General features: G+C 62.5%; 18 protein-coding genes. 6 read left to right on the top strand and 12 right to left on the bottom strand.

Annotated elements, in window-relative coordinates; translation table 11 throughout:
* Positions 1 to 4: 4 nt before the first annotated feature.
* The 10 genes from ABG82_RS07565 to ABG82_RS07520 form a co-directional block, all read right to left on the bottom strand.
* The gene (locus tag ABG82_RS07565; protein WP_043077177.1) at positions 5 to 946 is read right to left on the bottom strand and encodes an ACP S-malonyltransferase; all 942 of its coding nucleotides are present in this window, start codon (positions 944 to 946) and stop codon (positions 5 to 7) included.
* A 59-nt stretch (positions 947 to 1,005) separates the two neighbouring features.
* Positions 1,006 to 1,755 carry a thioesterase II family protein gene (locus ABG82_RS07560; protein WP_043077178.1) on the bottom strand — a complete coding sequence of 250 codons (750 nt, stop codon included), beginning with the start codon at positions 1,753 to 1,755 and terminating at the stop codon, positions 1,006 to 1,008.
* A gap of 97 nt (positions 1,756 to 1,852) precedes the next feature.
* Entirely contained in the window at positions 1,853 to 2,623 is a 771-nt protein-coding gene (locus tag ABG82_RS07555; RefSeq protein WP_043077179.1) for an SDR family NAD(P)-dependent oxidoreductase, read from the bottom strand.
* 39 nt (positions 2,624 to 2,662) lie between these two features.
* Complete coding sequence (locus ABG82_RS07550) at positions 2,663 to 3,928, bottom strand: beta-ketoacyl synthase N-terminal-like domain-containing protein (RefSeq protein WP_043077180.1); 1,266 nt, start codon at positions 3,926 to 3,928, stop codon at positions 2,663 to 2,665.
* 22 nt (positions 3,929 to 3,950) lie between these two features.
* Positions 3,951 to 5,240, bottom strand: coding sequence for a beta-ketoacyl-[acyl-carrier-protein] synthase family protein (locus tag ABG82_RS07545; protein ID WP_043077181.1), 1,290 nt, complete (start codon positions 5,238 to 5,240; stop codon positions 3,951 to 3,953).
* Positions 5,237 to 6,379 (bottom strand): beta-ketoacyl synthase N-terminal-like domain-containing protein, encoded by a 1,143-nt coding sequence (locus tag ABG82_RS07540; protein WP_043077182.1) that lies wholly within the window; start codon positions 6,377 to 6,379, stop codon positions 5,237 to 5,239. Before ABG82_RS07540 ends, ABG82_RS07545 begins: the two co-directional genes overlap by 4 nt.
* 6 nt (positions 6,380 to 6,385) lie before the next feature.
* Positions 6,386 to 7,699 (bottom strand): beta-ketoacyl-[acyl-carrier-protein] synthase family protein, encoded by a 1,314-nt coding sequence (locus tag ABG82_RS07535; RefSeq protein WP_043077183.1) that lies wholly within the window; start codon positions 7,697 to 7,699, stop codon positions 6,386 to 6,388.
* Between the two features lie 26 nt (positions 7,700 to 7,725).
* The gene (locus tag ABG82_RS07530; protein ID WP_043077184.1) at positions 7,726 to 8,229 is read right to left on the bottom strand and encodes a phosphopantetheine-binding protein; all 504 of its coding nucleotides are present in this window, start codon (positions 8,227 to 8,229) and stop codon (positions 7,726 to 7,728) included.
* Positions 8,230 to 8,705: 476 nt separating this feature from the next.
* A complete protein-coding gene (locus tag ABG82_RS07525) occupies positions 8,706 to 9,947 on the bottom strand; it encodes a haloalkane dehalogenase (protein ID WP_052510962.1) in 1,242 nt (413 codons plus the stop codon).
* A 69-nt stretch (positions 9,948 to 10,016) separates the two neighbouring features.
* Positions 10,017 to 11,012: a GlxA family transcriptional regulator gene (locus ABG82_RS07520; RefSeq protein ID WP_043077185.1), complete on the bottom strand. Its 996-nt coding sequence runs from the start codon at positions 11,010 to 11,012 to the stop codon at positions 10,017 to 10,019.
* A gap of 105 nt (positions 11,013 to 11,117) precedes the next feature.
* Here ABG82_RS07520 and ABG82_RS07515 point away from each other — a divergent pair, with 105 nt between their 5' ends.
* The 6 genes from ABG82_RS07515 to ABG82_RS07490 are packed head-to-tail and all read left to right on the top strand — an operon-like array spanning position 11,118 to position 17,011.
* The gene (locus tag ABG82_RS07515) at positions 11,118 to 11,537 is read left to right on the top strand and encodes an HIT family protein (protein WP_043077186.1); all 420 of its coding nucleotides are present in this window, start codon (positions 11,118 to 11,120) and stop codon (positions 11,535 to 11,537) included.
* 54 nt (positions 11,538 to 11,591) lie between these two features.
* Positions 11,592 to 12,863: an MFS transporter gene (locus ABG82_RS07510; RefSeq protein ID WP_043077187.1), complete on the top strand. Its 1,272-nt coding sequence runs from the start codon at positions 11,592 to 11,594 to the stop codon at positions 12,861 to 12,863.
* Positions 12,864 to 12,873: 10 nt separating this feature from the next.
* Positions 12,874 to 13,707, top strand: coding sequence for a mycofactocin-coupled SDR family oxidoreductase (locus ABG82_RS07505; RefSeq protein ID WP_043077188.1), 834 nt, complete (start codon positions 12,874 to 12,876; stop codon positions 13,705 to 13,707).
* Positions 13,704 to 15,071: an FAD-binding oxidoreductase gene (locus ABG82_RS07500; protein ID WP_043077189.1), complete on the top strand. Its 1,368-nt coding sequence runs from the start codon at positions 13,704 to 13,706 to the stop codon at positions 15,069 to 15,071. Before ABG82_RS07505 ends, ABG82_RS07500 begins: the two co-directional genes overlap by 4 nt.
* A gap of 47 nt (positions 15,072 to 15,118) precedes the next feature.
* Entirely contained in the window at positions 15,119 to 16,360 is a 1,242-nt protein-coding gene (locus tag ABG82_RS07495; protein WP_043077190.1) for a cytochrome P450, read from the top strand.
* 39 nt (positions 16,361 to 16,399) lie between these two features.
* Positions 16,400 to 17,011, top strand: coding sequence for a TetR/AcrR family transcriptional regulator (locus tag ABG82_RS07490; RefSeq protein WP_043077191.1), 612 nt, complete (start codon positions 16,400 to 16,402; stop codon positions 17,009 to 17,011).
* On the opposite strand, the gene ABG82_RS07485 is transcribed toward ABG82_RS07490, so the two are convergent.
* Complete coding sequence (locus ABG82_RS07485) at positions 16,914 to 18,110, bottom strand: acyltransferase family protein (RefSeq protein ID WP_043077192.1); 1,197 nt, start codon at positions 18,108 to 18,110, stop codon at positions 16,914 to 16,916. The two genes, ABG82_RS07490 and ABG82_RS07485, sit on opposite strands and share 98 nt — an antisense overlap.
* On the bottom strand, positions 18,107 to 19,903 hold the full coding sequence (locus tag ABG82_RS07480; protein ID WP_043077193.1) for a DEAD/DEAH box helicase: 1,797 nt from the start codon (positions 19,901 to 19,903) through the stop codon (positions 18,107 to 18,109). Before ABG82_RS07480 ends, ABG82_RS07485 begins: the two co-directional genes overlap by 4 nt.
* Positions 19,904 to 19,979 lie beyond the last annotated feature (76 nt).

Genomic DNA, 19,979 nt, shown 5'->3' with positions numbered 1-19,979 from the left:
TTGGCTAATCAATCGCAAATTCGCCGGAAAGCAGCTCCACGTCGCCTGGCTCGCGGATTGCGACAGTCTGAAATTTTGCGTCCAAACGTTCCGCCAGACGGGTCAACGGTCCGCTTGGCGCTAGTTCGATGAACACGGTGTGTTCGGTTCCTGCCGACGCGATCGCGGCGGCGCACAGATCCCAACGGACCACCGAATTGATCTGGGCAATCAACCGCTTTTTGAAGTCCGTCGGACCTTCGATGATCGCCCCGTCGCTATTGCCGATCATGGGCGATGACGGGGACGAAACCGTACAGCTATTCACCGCTTCTGCGAACGGCGATACCGCAGTATCCATCGCCGATGTGTGAAAGGCGCCCGCCACATCCAATTTCATGACGCGCATGCCCTCGGGTGGTGCGTCAGCAAAACTTTCGACGGCGTCGAGAGGCCCGGCGACGACGAACTGGTTGCAGCCGTTGCGGTTTGCGGTTGACAGGCCATGTTCATGCGTCTTGGCCACAATCTCTTCATCTGACGCACCACCCCGTTTCGTCGGCATCACCGCGGCCATGCCGGTAGCGGCGAGGGCGCATGCCGACGACATCGCACCGCCTCTTACGCCGGCCAACATCAGCGCGTCCTCATCGGTCAGATAGCCCGACCCGACCCCAGCGGCTAGTTCGCCCACTGAGTGACCAGCGAATAACACCCTGTCTCCGGAGATATCGATCGTTTCGCGTAGCAAGTTCAGTGACAGCAGGGCCGCCGCGATGATGACCGGCTGCGCGACAGCGGTATCACGCAAAGAATTCTCATCTCTGCTGGCGGCCGCCAGGTCGAACTTGACCGCGTCAGACCAGATAGCAATGTGATCGCGCGCAGCGGGCAGGGTTAGCCATGGATCGAGCATGCCCGCCTTCTGCACACCTTGCCCGGGGGACGTGACGATGTAGTTGTACACATTTCCTCGCTTTCCCAGTGGGGTCAGGAATTCGCTAGCGGTAGCTTCGGCTTCGTCGCCTAGCTGATAGTGCTGACGGTGAACACCTGAATGAGATAGGCGCTCACTTCGTCGATTTGGTCTTCCAAGTAGAAGTGCCCGCCGCTGCGAAATACCCGTAGATCGAAATTTCCACGTGTGTGCTCGCGCCACGAACTCACCCGCTCCAATGGGGCCAAGGCGTCGTTGTCACCGAGGAGCGCGCTGATATCGCACGCGACGGTCGCGTCGGGCGGTGGAGAGTATGTCTCGCCTGCGGTGAAATCGCTACGTAGCACCGGTAGAAGAGCGCTGAGAGCCGAAGGGTCGCTGAGAATTTCAGGTGGTAGGCCACCCAAAGCCGCTATTCTTTCGATTCCTTCGGCTTCGTTGAGTAGCCGGTAACCGAGATCGACCACCTTGGACGGTGCCACGATGCCGGACACCACAAGTTTGCGAACGGGCAGCCTCCGCGCCACCTCGAACGCGATGTGGCCACCGAGGCTGTGACCGAACAGCACGTCTTGCTTGTCGCTAGCGGGCAGGGCCGACGCGATGCCTTCGGCGAGCAGGGGCACCGACTCAATCGGCTGCTCGCGCAATCTATTTCCCCGTCCCGGATATTGCACGGCGAGTACTTCGGTGTCGGCGGGCAGCATCTTTGCCAATCGCCTGAAGTAACTGGCGGAACCGCCTGCATGGGGGAAACAGATCACCCGTGTCGCACCGTTCCCGTCGCGGAGCCTGCGCAGCCAAGGATTGCCAGGCAACAACTCATCGGTCCTGCGCACCTGTCCTCCTTAATCTGTCGAGGCGTCCGTCGGTGATGAAACCCGGCGGACGCTGTTTGAGAAATTCTGTTGTGTTCGCGCTCTTCGCCTTTGAGCGCTATTTCATCTTGTACCCGCCGTCGATATGTAGCACCTCGCCCGTGATGTAAGTGTTCTGGCGGCTCGCGAGGTATAGGACAGCATCGGCGACTATTTCCGGCTTCGCGAAGTCTTTGGCCAGTATCTGGGCCTTCAAGCGTTCGAAGGTGGCGGGAACATGAGTACGCGTGATCTCTGCCATGTCGGTGTAGATGACGCCTGGCGCCACCGCGTTCGAGATGATGTTTCGCGACGCGAACTCGACGGCTATGGCTTTGGTAAACGACTCCAAGCCGCCTTTCGTTGCGGCATAAGTAGATTGGCCACTATCGGGCTTGTCGGCGGCCACGGAGGAAATGTTGATGATTCGTCCGTATCGCTGGCCCAGCATGTGTGCGACGACAGCTCTCGTCATCCGGATGGGGCCAAGGAGGTTGGTGGCCACCGTCTCCTCGAGATAGTCCGGGGCGATGTCAAGGAGCAGTCCGGCTCCGTGGGTGCCCGCGTTGTTCACGAGGACATCGATCCGACCGAATTCGGCGTGCACGGTATCCGCTAGTAGCTCGGGCACTGCCGGATCGGCTATGTCGCCCTGACAGAGGAGGACCCGTCTACCCAATGCAGATATTTTTTCGGCGACCTCTTCTGCTGCCGGTTTCGAGTTTCCGTAGTGCAACGCGATATCCGCCCCATGTTCGGCAAGCGCCAATGCGATGGAACGTCCGATTCCGCGTGAGGCCCCGGTGACAAGCGCAACCTGACCTTCAAACTCTCTGCCGCTCAAAGACACGTTTCTCCCTGGTTTGTGATGCTCAAGTGGTCCTGATGTTCAGGCCGCGCCCGCTGCGTCTGGACGTTTGGCCAGTACCGCACTGGAGATTCCGTTGAAGTTGGTATAGGTACCCAGAACTGAGTCGATCCGCTGCTTTCGGGGTCCGCCCTGTACGAACTCCAGCTGATCAGACAGTGGATCCCCGAGATGGGCGATTGCCGGCAGAGTATTTTCGCTGAAGATTCGCCCAGCGAGTGCCAGATCGACCAGCGGGCCGGCCGCACCTGGTGTGCCGGTTATCGGCCGAACGGTCGATACGGGTATGCCACTGCCCTTGAACAAGGTGGTGAGCAGTTCGATCTCGGCGAGGTCGTAGCCGGGGGCCGCCTTGCCGTCGGCCAGCACCGCGCCGAGTTGCTCTGCCCCAATCCCGTTCTGGTGCAGCATGTCACCGTAACGGTGGGCGATGCGTGCGGGTCCGTCGCCGCGGCTGCCCGAAACGACAACCGTGTCAGACAATTGGACCAGCGGTGTGGCACCGCGCGCAGTCGCGTCTCGCGAGCGTTCCAACACCAGCGCTACCGCGCCCTCGCTCAGGACCGTTCCGTCCTGCGCACTATCGAAACTCCGCAGCTGGCCATCGCCGCCAGCGTCTTTGCTGAGATGGCCCAGGCGATAATGCCCGGCCAGCGTGAGTGGTTCGTTGTAGCTGCCCGCACCCACTACCAGCGCGATATCGCAATGCCCGTTACGCAGACTGAACTTGGCACGTTGCAGTGCGGTGACCGCCGCGGATTCGCCCTGGACCAGCGCTGCGCAATCCCCGCGTAGCTCATGGACGATGCTTACCAACGCGAGCGTGTTGTTGTTAAGGGCATGAATGATGGTGAACGGATCAAGCCCTCCGTTCATGAGTAGCTCGTTTGTCAGTGCGCCGAAATCGATTTCGCGGCCCTCACCCAGTTGTGTCAGTCCTCGAGCGAAAGTTCCGATGCTGGGTGTAGTGGAATTGTCTTGTGCGACAAATAGTCCGCGTCGATGGTCATCGATGGTCGCCCAGCCAGGTCCAGCCTCAGCGATCGCATCTTGAGCTGCCAACACCGCGTTGAAGGTGTATGGGGTGCCGTATTTGCGCTGCCTGTGTGGCACTGCTTCACGGCTTTGTTCCACGACCTCAGCCGGTACATGGCCGAAATGCGTGATCCGGCGCGTGGAGACCAGCGGATCGAGGTACGGCGAGATAGCCGGTTTCCCGTCAGTCCAAGCGTCCCACAAGGGCGTGATGTGACGACCCGTCGGCAGCACCACGCCGGTTCCGGTCACGACTATTGATTGATCTGAATGTTCAGTTGTCATAACGGCGTACCACCAGAGCAGCGTTGAGCCCACCGAACCCGAGCGAGTTGTTGATTGCCACCTCGATATCGGCCTTGCGGGCCTGGCCAGGCACATAGTCAAGGTCACAGGCCGGGTCGGGGTTCTCCAAGTTCAGGGTCGGCGGAATGATTCCGTCGCGCAACGACAGCACCGTCGATATCAGCTGTTGGGCGCCCGCCGCGGCGAGCATGTGACCCAGCATCGTCTTGATAGAGCTGACCATGAGTGAGCGGTAATGCTCACCGGTGCGGAACACTTCCTTGATCGCCGCTGTCTCTGCCGCGTCGCTCAGCGGGGTGGATGTACCGTGCGCACTGACATAACCCACCTCGGACGGGGCGACTCCAGCGTCGGCAAGGGCACGCCGCATCGCCAAAACCGACCCGCCTCCTTGCGGGTGCGGTGCGGTCACCTGATATGCGTCCAGCGAGCTGCCAAATCCCGCCACCTCGCCGTACACGTGCGCACCACGCGCCAGCGCCGACGACTCGCTCTCCAAGAGCACCATTGCCGCCCCCTCTGCGGTGACCATCCCGCTGCGGTCACGGTCAAACGCCCGACATAGTCGGTCGCCGTAAAGTTTTGATGTTGATGGGGCGCCGAGCAGGTACAGACTCGTCATTATCGGCAGATTCAGTGGGCTAACCGCTCCCCCGGCGATCACCGCGTCCGTTTCCCCGCGCCGGATCATCCGGAAGCCGTGCCCGAGTGCGTGTGTCGCTCCGGCGCACGCCGTATTGAGGTTCAGCGTGGGACCAGCTAGGCCGGAGCGCTTAGCGATTTCGGTCGCCAAGGCATCGCCAGTGGCCAACGGCGCGTGGGACCGGTCAAGGCCGATCTGCTGTTCGTGTACGCGTTTCCAGTCCACGACCCCATCGACATACGCACTCAACAACTCTCCCGATTCACGTTCTGGCATTTCCGAGGCGATCGAAACACCGACGCGGCCCAGTGCCGCGGCGTTCGTCACACCGGCGTCCTCCAGTGCTTGCTGCGCGGCCGCGAGGCCGAACCGGGTGCGCTTCTCCATCGGCGCACCGAAATCGGGAAACAACGCGGTGAACGCTTGATCGTCTACCGGTGCCGCGTAGCCGACAGGAAAGTTCGGAACATCCGGCGGCGACCATGCCTGTATTGCCGAGCGCCCGTTTACCAATCCGTCCCACATGGACTGCCAATTCATGCCAAGGCCACAGACCACGCCAAGGCCCGTCACCAGTACACGATTGCCGTGTCTGGGCTGGTTCACATCGCTCATCGCGCCACCTTTTCCACTACGACAGCGCAAACCTGTCCTTGGACACCGCAACTGAGCACCACAACCGCCTGATTGTTTGACAGTGATTCTTCGGCCACGGCATCGTCGCCGTTTCCGTTCACCGGGAGCAGCCGTAGCCCGCGCAGCAATCCATGCCGGGCCAACAACACGTGCACCAGGGGCTGAGCAGGCCCGGTTACTCCGATAGCCTGCTCCGCGGAGAACACCGGTGCCTGGTCGTTGAACACGCTGCTGATCGCGGCATGCTGCGCGTGGGCCACCTCGTCCGTCCATGGGCTATCGGCCAGGATCCAGCCCACGTCCTCAACCGATATTTCGGCCACGCGCAACGCATTTCGCAGTGTGTCGGCGAGTACCTCGGGGCGATTCTGGCTGGTAGCGAACCCACGGCTGTAGCCCGTGAGTACAACATCGCTGGACTGTCCGACACTGAAGAATGCCGCCGCTTCGCCGGGGATCGCTCCGTTCCAGTCCAGATCGTCGTATTGCAGTGCCAACCAAGGGGATATCGACGGGCTTACCGCGCCGACCAACGCGCTCTCACAGTCGCCTTCGGCAACTGCGAGTGCGCCTTCGATCAGCGCCTGCATGCCTGCGTCGGAGAAGGGCGAATACACCGATGTAGGACCGGTCAACCCAAACAGGATTGCGATATGGCCGGCCACCGTGTTGTTCGAATCTGTCAGCGCGAAGAACGGTGGAATATCTCGAAGATACAGCTCTGCGATCTTTTCGGGATCTTGCGCCACCTCGCCAAGGTCAGGCGTATCAATCTGCGGCAGTAGAGGACTGAGAACCATGGGCAGTCCGAGATAGGCGCCCCACTCAGGGCGGCCAACATCTGAGATGCCCTTCAGCGCCAGTTGGGCCCCATACATCGCCAAGCGAGTTTGTTTCACCGTCGTGCGCAGTGCTTTTCGGTGGATGCCAAGCGTCGACGCATCTGGATCGGGAACTGCGAAGACTTCAGGAAGCTCGGACCATGATCCGAACATGAATTCGTTTGGAACAGTGCTCTTTTTTCCTACTCGCAGTGCTTCCCATACGGTCTCCACGCCAAGCCCGGTTGCGGAATACAAGCCTGGATTACACAGTCCTACCGCCAAGCGTTGATTCATCGAGTGTCACGCTTCCTTTGCCAGGATCAGTGTGCAGTTCATGCCGCCAAAGCCGAAGGAGTTGGAGAGTACGGTGTCGAATTCGTGGTGCCGGGCCTTGGTGACTACGTCGAGCCCTTTCGTGACATCATCCGGTTCACTGAAATTCAGCGTGGGCGGAATAACCTGTTCACGCAAGCTCATCGCCGACACCACGGCTTCGATGGCGCCGCTTGCCGCAAAACCATGACCGAGCGAGGACTTGGTGCTGGTCAACGGAATTGAGGCCGCGTCGGCACCGAACACCAAGTGCAGGGCTGCGGCTTCGCACTCGTCGTTGGCTTGCGTGCCCGTCCCGTGCGCGTTCACATGATGTATGTCTGACGGACTCAGACCGGCATCAGCGATCGCGGCACGCATACATTCCGCGTATGTCGCACCGTCCCGCTCACTTGAGGTTATCCGTACCGCTTCAGCGGTACCCGTGTACCCGGCGACCCTTGCCAGCGCCTGTGCACCACGCGCCTCGGCATGCGAGCGTCGTTCCAGCACAAGGAACGCGGCGCCGTCCGCGATGACGAAACCGTTGCGCCCCTTGTCGAATGGCCTGCTTATCTCGGCGCTTGGTTTGTCGCCGGTGGGAGCGAGCGCGCCGAGCGCGGCGAAAGCCGTGACGATGCTGTAGGTAGTCAGTCGCTCGGCGCCGCCGACCAGCGCCACATCCAATTCGCCTGAGCGAATGTGCCGGTAGCCGCTGCCGATCGCCACACCGCCCGCGGCACATGCCTCCGCATGAGTCACCAGCGGCCCACCCAAGCCGAAATACTCGGCCAGAGAGGCGGTCATCGTATCCGGAAGAAACCGCAGAATTTCATCCGGAAGATCCGATACGGCCTCAAGATGGTCCAGGTAGGCGTCGAGATCGAACGTGCCGGCCTGCCGGTCATAGAGCCGGGACAGATCCGCGAGCGTGTCCGGCGCGAAGGCCAGCTTGTTGCAAGCGGAGAACACACCGACCCGGTCGCTGCCCGCAAGGTTAGGCAGACCACTGCGCTTCCAAGCCTCCACCGCCGCATGCCATCCGAGCACGCCAGCCGGACCAACCCGGGCCGCCTGCTCCGGCAAGGCGCTGGCCAGCTTGCGCACGGTTTCCTCATCGACATGCCCTGAAGCCGACGCCGGCAACTCGGCATCGCGATGCTCTTGGTGTTGCCGAATGAAGGAGACACCGTCATTCAACTGCCAAAATAGCTCCTCGGGATCGGTAACCGTACCCGCGACAAGTCCAATCCCTGTGATGACTACATCGTCGTCATCAGGTGACCGTTTCTGTAGCTCCATCTGTGCGGATGCTTTAGCTGAAGACGCTATGCGACAGCCGAGTTGGCCTGAGTAAGCGTTTCCCGCACATCGGCGACCAGAAGTTCATCGCCGGTGACCGGACCAGCCGAAGGGTTGAGGAGGCGATACGCGATGGCCGCCCAATGGGCGGTCGTTGTCGACCCCGAAACCTCGTGCGGCCAAGCACCGGCCTGGAAGTCCTCGGCCGTGTAGCCGAACGCCGATTGATACAACGCATCTTCAGCCAGTTTGGTGATCCGGCCTTCCGCGTCATACACGCGGTCCTTACCGCCAAGCTCATCGGCGAGAGCGCTGAGAACATTGCTGCGCGGGAAGGTAACGCGGAACTTCGACTCCAGATTGCGCCGGAGTTCGACGATGTCGAGCGACTCTACGCCCTGGTCAGCCATCGGCGCCGTCGTGACTTCTTCGGTCTCGATGCCGAGCACCTCGGCCAATTCCTCACGCACAATGGTGTGAACCTGGTCGTAGCTAAGCAGATTGCTCATGGGTATCACAGTGCCTTTCATCTTTGCCGTCTGGTTCGCTCCGGGCGAGCCGAAAATGGCTCTGCCAGTGGGCGATAGATTCGAACTTCGATCAGGTGACAACGTTGGCACTTGGCGATTTCTCGCCGTGAACCTGATACCACAAACCATAAGACCGGCCGATAGCCTTCGCAACCGGTAGACGAAGTCTGTCAACTACAGGTTGCGCGGCAGCTCACGACCGCAAGCGCGGTGCGGTGCACCGCGCCCACGACCCGAATACGTCACTGCCGCAATGTGATTATTGCGCCGAAGTCGCCCGAGAGCAGGCCAAGCACCGGGAAATTGCGCTCGAGAGTGAGGTGTCACACAGCTCAACTGCAGATGCGTGACGGGTCACAGAAGGCATCAACCGTCGCCTCCAACACCCCAATACCACCGACAAGTCCCACCACCTGACGTGGCAGAGGGAATCACAGCAGCTCAAGGGATTTGAGAGCCGATCGACCTCGCTAGCGTCAGACGACGGCTAGCCAGGCGGCCAATGCCTCGCCCATGACATGCGGGTCGTCGAGCGGCGTCCAATGCAATCCCGCGACCTCGCCGACCGTGAGATTCGGGAAGGCGGCAATGGTGTCACGGCGCCGGCCTCCCACGGCTTCAATGCCACCGGGCACACCGGCGAGATGCAACTTCGGCACAGCGGAATTCGCCAGCCAGGCAGCTTGGTGTTCCAGCACCGCACGGAGGGGGGTGTCGTCGTCACCAAAGGGCACAGAGCGCGGCCAATCCAAGGTCGGACGGCGATCTTCGCCGGGTTGGGCATAGGGGCGCTCAATCTCCGCCCACTCCGCAGGTTCGAGGACGCGCATGAGGTTATCGCGCGCGGTATGAAGAAAGTAGTTGTTATCCAACACATCCCGCCCGCCTTCCGCGCTGCGCATATATCTGAACGGTTCGCGCACCAGCAACGGCCAATCCGACCAGTCGAACGGCGGCAACAAGGCTTCCGTGAATGCGATCCCCCGCACGCGACCCTCATTCTTGATTGCCCAGTCGAACGCGAGGTTCGCTCCCCAATCGTGTCCCACCAAGATCACCTCATCGCCTAGATCAAGCGTGTCGAGCAATGCGCCGAGGTACCTGGCGTGCAGGCCGAAGGAATAGGTGCCTTCTCCGCTGTCGGGAATCTTGCTGGAGTCCCCGGCTCCGATGAGATCGACAGCGATGGTCCGAAACCCTGCACTCACATACGGAATAACGTTGTGCCACAAGAAGGACGACATGATATCGCCATGAAGAAACACAACTGGCCGCCCATGGCCAACGTCGATGTAGCTCATCGTGTGGCCCAACACGATCGCAGATTGCTTCTGGTACGCCTGCGCCGCGGCAATCGACTCCCCTTGCCGCACAGCTGGTTGCAACATGACGTTCTTCATCAGCGCGCCTGCCGGGGAGAGGGCCGCGCCGCTGATGTTGACCTGGTCGAAGTACCGATACCACCCCGAACCGGCGATCTGTGCTTCGAACACACGCTGCAGTCGCGCGTCGGGGACCCGGTAGACACAGAAGAAGTCATACGGCGCACGGTGATCGGTATCGAGGTCATTGACTCCGTATGCCACAATCTCGACTCCCTGGTCGCGAAATCTGCCGAGCGCACCGGCGAGAGCCCCCACGAACGCCTCCCGTTCGGCAATGCTCAACCCTGACCATTCAGGCCGGTAGTTGTACAGCTCAACGAATATTTGTTGCATGGCAACGCCTTTCATATGAATTGGCAATAGTGAAGATTTCGCCGCCCAAGCACCCGGGCCGGAACACTGCTAGTGAGGCGATGCCGCGAAGCGTCGCCGATACTCCCGGGGCGTAGCGCCGACGCGGGCACGAAACACCCGGTGCAACGTCTCTACCGATCCCAATCCGCTCTCGACCGCGATGCGTTCTGTGTTCATATCGGTACGCTCCAGCAGCCGCCGAGCATGCTCGACACGCATGTTCTCGACAAACAATCCCGGGGTCACGCCAAGATCAGCGTGGAAGACCCGTGCCAAATGGCGCGGCGTCACAGACAGCCGACGGGCTAGCGCCGCAACGGACAGATCCTCGGTGAGGTGGTCACCGATCCAGCGCCGCAGCTCGGCGATATCCGGCCGGGTACCGGCCGGAACGGACAATGCCACGCTGAACTGGCTCTGCCCGCCTGGCCTTTGCACATACATCACCATCAATTGCGCAACCCTGAGGGCAATTTCGTCGCCATGGTCATGCCCGACGAGAGCCAGTGCCAGGTCCATCGATGCCGTGATGCCCGCGCTAGTCCACATCCGGCCGGACTGTACGAAGATGGGATCGGCGTCGACCTCCACCATCGGGTGCTCGGCCGCCAGTTGTGCGGCCGTTCCCCAGTGCGTCGTCGCCCGATGCCCGTCAAGCAGCCCCGCCGCCGCGGCAATGTGGGCGCCGGCGCACACCGCGGCAACACGTCCCGCTTCCTGGCCGTTGACGCGCAGCCAATCCCGCACCTCGTCGTCGACCATCGCGACAGGCAACCCGTCCGTACCAACGTCTACCCGTCCGGTGATCACGATCGTGTCCGGCCGCCCCACCTGGTCAAGCGGCTGATCGACGCCGAGACGAATTCCGGCCGAGGTCGAGACCGAGTCACGCTGGGCGGCGGCAACACGCACCTGATAGCGCGCGGCGCCCTCCGGCAGCACCAGGTTTGCCATCGCGAACACCTCTGCCGGCCCCGCCACATCGACGGCATCAATGCCAGGAAAGACCACGATGACGACCAGGTGAGGAAGACGCGTACCCATGAACTCAGCTTGGATGCCGCACGGCTTGTCTGCAATGCCAAATTATTGTCAGATACAGACATTGGATTCGGCGGCCACCCAGCCCCCAACCGCTACGGTGTGCTCATGTCCTGTGTCTTCTGCGCCATCGTCGCCGGCGAGTCACCATCGTTCCGCGTGTACGAGGACGAGACGACGCTCGCCTTTCTCGACATCCGCCCTATCACCCGCGGACACACTCTGGTCATTCCCAAGGCCCATGCGCAGGACCTGACAGATCTGAAGCCCGATGACGCCGCCGCACTCATGACGGTGGGTCAGCGCATCGCCAATGCCATGCGCGTCTCGGAGCTACGCAGCGACGGCACCAACCTGGCACTCAACGATGGTCGGGTGGCATTCCAGACGGTCATGCACGCGCATCTGCATGTAGTACCCCGTCGCACCGGCGACAAGCTGGCCTTCGCAAAGGGATTCATGATTCGTCGCGATTCCGACCTGGAAGGGACCGCCCGCATCATCCGCGGCGCGGTGCAAGCCGGCTAGCCGAGAAAAAATCGCTCGACCGGCCCCCTCGGCCGCTGTTAGGTTTCCTGCGACATGTCCACTCCGACGGCGGATTCGCCGATAATCAATCAGGTGAATCGCGGGCCGGTTCTTCTGCTGCTCTTCGCATCCGTCATCGCGGCCATCGGCAATGGCGTGTCCATCGTGGCGTTGCCCTGGCTCGTATTGCAGCGCAATGGATCCGCGGCCGATGCCGCCATCGTGGCAGCCGCGGGTACCTTGCCGCTGGTCTTCTCGACGCTCATTTCGGGAACTGCCGTCGACTTCTTCGGGCGGCGTGTGATGTCGATCTTCTCCGACGCCCTGTCTTTCGTATCGGTCTCCGCCATCCCGATCCTCGCCATGACCACCGGCCTCAATGTGCCGCTACTGGCCGCGCTGGCCGCGCTGGGTGCCCTGTTCGACCCGGCGGGCATCACCGCACGCGAGTCCATGCTGCCGGCCGCAGCCAAAACCGCCGGCTGGTCCCTGGACAAGATGAACAGCATGTACGAGGCGACCTTCAATGTCGCCTATATCGTGGGTCCCGGGCTGGGCGGCCTGCTCATCGCGTCAATCGGCGGCGTGAACACCATGTGGGTGACGGCCGCAAGCTTCGTCGTGTCGATCATCGCCATCGCCTTGCTCAAGGTCGAAGGGGCCGGAAAGCCCGCACACGAGACCCGGCCGACGGGCATGTTCAGCGGTGTACTCGAAGGCCTGAAATTCTTCTGGAACGTGAAGATCCTGCGCACCATCGCCCTGATCGACATGGCGATCACCGCGCTGTACCTACCCATCGAAAGCGTGTTGCTACCCAAGCACTTCAGCGACACGGGCGCGCCGCAACAACTCGGCTGGATGCTCATGGCGATCTCGGTGGGCGGGTTGCTCGGGGCGCTCGGGTACGCCACCATGGTGCGTCATTTCCAGCGGCGCACGATCATGCTGTGTGCCACCTTCACTGCCGGCACAACCACATTGGGCATGTCGCTACTGCCGCCGATCACCGTGCTGCTGGTGCTGGCCGCCTGCCTCGGCTTTATCTATGGGCCCGTCGCGCCGATCGCGAACTTCGTGATGCAAACCCGGTCCCCGGAGCATCTCCGCGGCCGCGTGGTCGGAGTGATGACGTCCACCGCTTACTGCGCCGGACCGCTCGGCTTCATGCTCGCTGGTCCCATCGCCGACTCGTTCGGTGTCGCCACGACCTTGGTGGTCCTCGGTGCGCCGATGCTTCTCATCGCCATCGCGAGCACCCAGATGCCCGTCTTACGTGAGTTGGACCGAAGCGAACCGCAGCCCGATACGGAGCCAACTCGGTAGGGTCGGCTCCGTGGCTGACTTCGAGGGAAAAACTGCACTGATCACCGGCGGCGCGCGCGGTATGGGCCGTTCACACGCCCTGGCGCTGGCCGAGGCGGGCGCCGATATCGCGATCTGCGATCGCTGCGAGAACAGCGATGTCGTGGGCTATCCGCTGGCAACCGAGGACGACCTCGCCGAGACTGTCGCATTGGTAGAAAAGACCGGACGCCGGTGTCTTTCGGCCAAGGTCGACGTGAAGGACCGGGCCGCGCTGGAATCGTTTGTCGCCGAAGCCGAGGACACCCTGGGCGGTGTCGATATCGCCATCACCAACGCCGGGATCAGCACCATCGCACTGCTACCCGACGTCGAATCCGCCCAGTGGGACGAGGTCATCGGCACCAACCTGACCGGGACCTTCAACACCATCGCCGCCGTCGCACCCGGGATGATCAAACGAAACTACGGCCGCATCGTGACCGTGTCGTCGATGCTCGGGCACAGCGCGAATTTCGCCCAGGCCTCCTACGTCTCGTCGAAGTGGGGCGTCATCGGTCTGACCAAATGCGCGGCCCACGACCTCGTCGGCTATGGCATCACCGTCAATGCCGTCGCACCGGGCAATATCGAAACCCCGATGACCCACAACGACTTCGTGTTCGGCACGATGCGCCCGGATCTGGAGAAGCCGACGCTCAAGGACGTCGAATCCGTCTTCGCCTCACTGCATCTGCAATACGCACCCTTCCTCAAGCCCGAGGAGGTCACCCGTGCCGTACTGTTCCTGGTCGACGAGGCCAGCGCACATATCACCGGTACGGTGCTGCCGATCGACGCCGGCGCGACCGCGCGAATGATATGAGCCAGCCGGCTCTTCACGAGCTCACCACAATCCTGGGCGAGGGTGCGGTCATCACCGACCCCGACATCACCGCGTCCTATCGACAAGACCGCGCCTTCGACCCCGATGCGGGCACGCCCCTGGCCGTGGTGCGCCCCCGCAATACCGAAGAGGTTTCCACCACTCTCAGATGGGCCAGCGGACACCGTATCCCGGTGATTCCCCGCGGTGCGGGCACCGGGCTATCCGGGGGCTCGACAGCTCAGGACGGTGCCGTCGTGTTGTCCACCGAACGGATGCGGACGATCACGATCGACACGGCCACGAGGGTCGCGATTACCCAGCCGGGCGCGCTGAACTCCGAGGTGAAGGCCGCCGCCGCCGAACATGGCCTGTGGTACCCACCCGACCCGTCTTCCTTCGAAATCTGCAGTATCGGAGGCAATATCGCGACGAACGCCGGCGGCTTGTGTTGCGTCAAATACGGGGTAACCACCGACTACGTCCTGGGCATGCATGTAGTGCTGGCCGACGGCACGATCCTCAGATTAGGTGGACCGCGCCTGAAAGACGTTGCCGGGCTCAGTCTTACCAAGCTGTTCGTGGGCAGCGAGGGGACGCTTGGGGTGATCACCGAAGTCACTCTGCGGCTGCTGCCCGCACAGCCGAGTCCGTGCACTGTGGTGGCGACCTTCTCGTCGGTACACGACGCCACCGATGCGGTGCTGGCGATCACCGCGCAGATCCGGCCATCGATGCTGGAGTTCATGGACTCGGTGGCCATCAACGCCGTCGAGGACAAGTTGAAGATGGGGTTACACCGTGAGGCCGGTGCCATGCTGGTGGCCCGCTCCGATGAACGCGGTACGACCGCGGCGGAAGACGCCGCGCTCATGGCCCGCATTTTCACCGATCATCATGCCGCCGAGGTCTTTTGCACGGACGACGCCGAGGAAGGCGAGGCATTCGTCGCGGCCCGGCGGTACGCGATCCCCGCGGTGGAGGCAAAGGGGTCGCTCCTGCTCGAAGATGTCGGCGTCCCACTGCCCAAACTCGCCGACCTGGTGGAAGGCGTGGAAGCCATTGCCACTCAACATCGGTTGCTGATCTCGGTGATCGCGCATGCCGGCGATGGCAATACCCACCCGCTCATCGTGCACGACCCCAACGATGCCGATGAAGCGCAACGCGCTCACCTTGCCTTCGGCGAAATCATGGACCTCGCGATCTCGCTGGGCGGCACCATCACCGGCGAGCACGGCGTCGGGCGGCTCAAGAAGCCGTGGCTGGGTGATCAGGTCGGCCCTGAGGTGCTTGAGGTCAACCGCCGCATCAAGCGGGCGCTCGATCCCGACGGCATCCTCAACCCCGGCACGCTGATCTGATCACACTGGATATTGACACAACAATTGACATGCCTTACACATAAGACATGTCGCTTGATGTGTCTCACACTGTCGTCCCGCGCTACATCCCCGGCGCCGCCGACAACTGGACCAATCCCTGGCCCATGTACTCCGTCCTGCGCGACCGGGATCCGGTGCACCATGTGGTTCCGGAAAATGCGCCCGACGAGGACTATTACGTACTCACCCGGCACGCCGATGTCTACGAGGCCGCTCGCGATTGGGAGACGTTCTCCTCCGCGCGGGGCCTCACCGTCATGTACGGCGACCTGGAGAAAACCGGCATGGGCGACAACCCGCCCATGGTCATGCAGGACCCACCCACACATACCGAGTTCCGCAAGCTGGTCTCCCGCGGATTCACGCCACGCCAAGTCACCGCCGTCGAGCCCAAGGTTCGCGAGTTCGTCGTGCAGCGTCTGGAGCGACTGAAGGAGCGCGGCACAGGCGATATCGTCGTCGAACTTTTCAAACCGCTGCCCTCGATGGTCGTCGCGCACTACCTCGGGGTGCCGGAGGAGGACCGGGCACAATTCGACGCCTGGACCGACGGCATCGTCGCGGCGGCATCCGGTGGTGCCATCGATATCGAGGCCATGCAAGGTGAGGTGGCGCAGACCATCGGCGAATTGATGATGTACTTCACCGGCCTGATCGAGCGCCGTCGTGCGGAACCCGGCGACGACACCGTGTCACACCTGGTGGCCGCGGGCGTCGGAGCCGACGGCGATATCAGCGGGACGCTGCAGATCCTGGGCTTCGCCTTCACCATGGTGACCGGCGGCAACGATACGACCACCGGAATGCTGGGCGGCGCAATACAACTGCTGCATCAGAACCCCGCGCAGCGGCAGCAGCTCATCGACGACCCCTCGCTCATTCCGGGTGCCGTGGAGGAGTTTCTGCGCCTGACGTCCCCTGTTCAGGGCCTGGCGCGCACTGTCACCCGCGACGTGACCGTAGGCGACACCGCCATTGCCGCCGGCCGGCGCACGCTGTTGCTCTACGGCAGCGCCAATCGCGACGAACGTGAATACGGCGATGATGCAGGCCAATTGGACGTGCTTCGAAAGCCGCGCAATATTCTCACCTTCAGTCATGGCAACCACCACTGCCTGGGGGCGGCCGCCGCACGCATGCAATCACGGATTGCCTTAGAGGAACTACTCACCCGCATACCAGATTTCGAAGTCGACTTGGACGGCGTTACCTGGGCTGACGGTTCATACGTGCGAAGGCCCCTGACGGTACCCATCCACGTGCGATGATGGATCGATGAGGCACCTGCGCAACGAGCACGGACTCAGATGAGCTGGCTGGGCGACACCCGGACCGCGGTGGCCGCGGAGAAGATTCTCGACGCGGCCGCCGAGTTGTTCGTGCGTGATGGCGTCGCCGCGGTCGGCATGAACGAAATCGCCCGGGCCGCGGGCTGTTCCCGCGCCACCCTCTACCGTTACTTCGAGAATCGCGAAGCTTTACACATCGCGTACGTGCACCGGGCCGCCGGTGTGATCACTCGGCGCGTGACCGAACATGTCGCCGGTATCGAAGACTCCACCGAGCTTCTGACTGAAGCGATGGTCACCGCCCTGCGATTGGTGCGGGAGGATCCAACGCTTTCCGCCTGGTTCCGTCCGGGCGAGTACTTCGGCGGCTCGCTCGGCTTGCACTCCGATGTCATCAACGCCATGGTCGCCTCATTCATCAACAACGCGGAAGCCGACGCCGGAACCCATACTAAAGCGAAATGGTATGTCCGGGTTATTGTTTCGCTGCTTGCCTACCCGGAGGGTAGCGAAGCAGACGAACGCGCGCTGATCACCGCGTTTGTTGCGCCGGCGATCTCCGCAGATGTGAGCCCCAGGCCAGCAGCACCTCGACAGTCCGATGAATCAGCCATGAAGCAGGCACGCTGACCAGCATCGTCACCAGAAAGACGATCACCACGGACCCTGTGTAGACGTGGTAGTGCAGTAGGTCCACCATCACGATCTCCATCAAGATCATGTGGATGAGGAACAGCTCGTAGGAGATCTCACCCAGCCACACCATGGGCCGCGTCGACAAAAACCTGACGTACCAACCGGTGTCACCCAGCGCCGCCGGGGCAACCAGGAGCGTGGCGATCACCACATAGAAGATCGACTTGGTCAGCGCCTGCGGTAGTGCCCACGGCGAGGTGGTGGGGTCGCCCGCGATGCGCGTGGACACGATGAGGTAGCAGATGAGGGCCAACGGCACCGTGACCAGTGCGTAGCAGCGCACGCCCATGACGGCCAGCACCGACAGGATCATGCCGCCCACGAACCACGACAGGTAGGCGGGCAGCCACAGCTTCGCCCCATCCGGGAAGGCACTGTTGGTGTACACCAACGTCATCCACAGCGGAGTCACCGCGGCGAGGCCACCCAGTCCGACCAACAGCCGTACCGGATGCCATTGCCCGCCGCAGAGTTTCTTGACCAGCAGCCAGGCCAGGAACGGCAGCGCCACATAGAAGGCCGCTTCCACTGCCAGACTCCAGATCTGCGTCATGCCTTGGTGGATGTAGCGATATCCATAGTTGGAGGTGTAGATCTGCGTCAGTGTGAGATTCCGGAGCAAGCCAAGCCAGGTGTGTCCGGGGTTCGGATACTGGTCACGGATGTGGTACCAGATGTACGCGATGGCCACCAGAATCCAGTAGGCCGGCATGATCCGCCGGAAACGGTGCCAGGCATAGCGTCGTACCGACGGTGGGGTGGTGCTCTCGGCGGCGGCACGCACCCAGGGCAAGAACAGCAGGAACCCGGAGAGGACGAAGAAGATCGGCACCCCGATCTCCAGACGGGACTGCAGCAGATGCAGATAGGCCTTCCAGGGAGAAACCCCGTCCACCACATAGTTTCCGGTGCTGTAGGCCGCATGGGTGGCCACCACCAGAGTGGCGGCGACGGCACGGACACCGGTGAGCGCGGCGACGCGCCCGGGGGCGTGGACTACGGGTGCACTTTCTGCTGCAGAGACTGCCGTCATGGTTTCTTCGGGGACCGCTTGGGACGCTTCGCCTCCGAACGTTTGTGGTCCGTATGTTTGTGGTCGGGGCGCTTGCGCTCCTGATACTTACGGTCGGGGCGTGCCCCGTCCGGCTGGCCCGCGGGGCGCAGGTCGATGAGCACCCCCGAGATCCTGGTGCTCTCCAGCGCCTTCAGCGTTTTGGGCGACAGCTTGGCGGGCAGCTCCACCAACGAGTGGTCGGGACGAATGGTGATGTGCCCGAAGTCGCTGCGGTGCAATCCGCCTTCGTTCGCGATGGCGCCCACGATGGCACCGGGCATCACCTTGTGCCGCTTCCCCACCGCGATGCGATAGGTCGCCAGCCCAGGGGTACGGGGACGCTCCCCACGCGGTCCGCGCTCCGGGCGCTCGCCACGCTCTTGGCGCGGTTCACGCGGCGGATCGGGTTGCAGCAAGAACTGCTCGCCGTCGCGCGACAACACCGCCAGTGCCGCGGCGATATCGGCCACCGGCACATTGTTGTCGCGTTCATAGTCCTCGACGAGACGGCGGAAGAGTTCGACCTCCGGCGCCGCGAGCGCTGCCGTGATGGCATCACGGAACTTGGTCACCCGCTGGGCGTTGACATCCTCGACCGAGGGCAACGGCTCCTCGGCGAGCTTGGCGCCGGTGGCCTTTTCAATGGACTTGAGCAGATGCCGCTCACGCGGAGAGACGAACAATACGGCCGTACCCGAGCGGCCCGCGCGACCGGTACGGCCGATGCGGTGTACATACGACTCGGTGTCGTGCGGGATGTCGTAGTTGAGCACGTGCGAGATGCGCTCGACATCCAGGCCGCGCGCCGCCACATCCGTGGCCACCAGGATGTCGATAGTGCCCGCCTTGAGCGCGTTGATGGTGCGCTCGCGCTGCGACTGGTTGATATCGCCGTTGATGGCCGCCGCCGCGAACCCGCGGGCCTTGAGCTTCTCCGCCACCTCCTCGGTGGCCTGCTTGGTCCTGACGAAAACGATCATCGCCTCGAAGGTCTCGACCTCGAGGATCCGGGTCAGCGCGTCCATCTTGCGCGGTCCGGCCACCTGGATGAAGCGCTGCCTGATGTTCTCGGCGGTCGAGGTCTTCGCCTCGACCTTGATCTCGACCGGATCGTGCAGATACTTCTTGGTGAGCCGCCGGATGGTGGTGGGCATGGTCGCCGAGAACAGGGCTACCTGCTTGTACTCGGGGGTGTCGGCCAGGATGCGTTCGACATCCTCGGCGAACCCCATGGTGAGCATCTCGTCGGCCTCGTCGAGCACCAGGTAGTCCAGGTGTGACAGATCGAGGGTGCCGCGCTCCAAGTGGTCGATGACACGTCCGGGTGTGCCGACCACCACTTGAGCGCCCCGCTTGAGCCCCGACAACTGGACCACATAGGACTGCCCGCCGTAGATCGGCAGCACGTTGAGCCTGGGCATATGGGCGCCGTACCGGCCGAAGGCCTCGGCAACCTGTAATGCCAGCTCCCGGGTGGGTGCCAGCACCAGCGCCTGGGTGTCCTTCGAGGTCAGGTCGATTTTCGACAGGATCGGGATCGCGAACGCCGCGGTCTTTCCGGTTCCGGTCTGCGCCAGGCCAACCACGTCGGAACCCGCCAACAGCGGCGGAATGGTGGCGGCCTGGATCGCGGAAGGAGTCTCGTACCCCACATCGGATACCGCACGCAGCACCTCGGGGGCAATCTGCAGGTCCGCGAAGGTGACGGTGTCGTCCGCGCGGGGTGCACTCGAATCGCCGGTGTCGGGCGTGGGGATATCTGTAGAGGTCATGGCGTTATGAAGTCTAGGCGTAACTGGGCTCAACTCCCGCCTCCGCGGCATCTTCGTCAAATGTCGGTAGTGTCCG

It is taken from the genome of Mycobacteroides immunogenum, from assembly GCF_001605725.1.
GTDB lineage: Bacteria > Actinomycetota > Actinomycetes > Mycobacteriales > Mycobacteriaceae > Mycobacterium > Mycobacterium immunogenum.
Note: the sequence above shows the minus strand (reverse complement) of the source record. Positions and strands in the feature narration are given on the sequence as shown.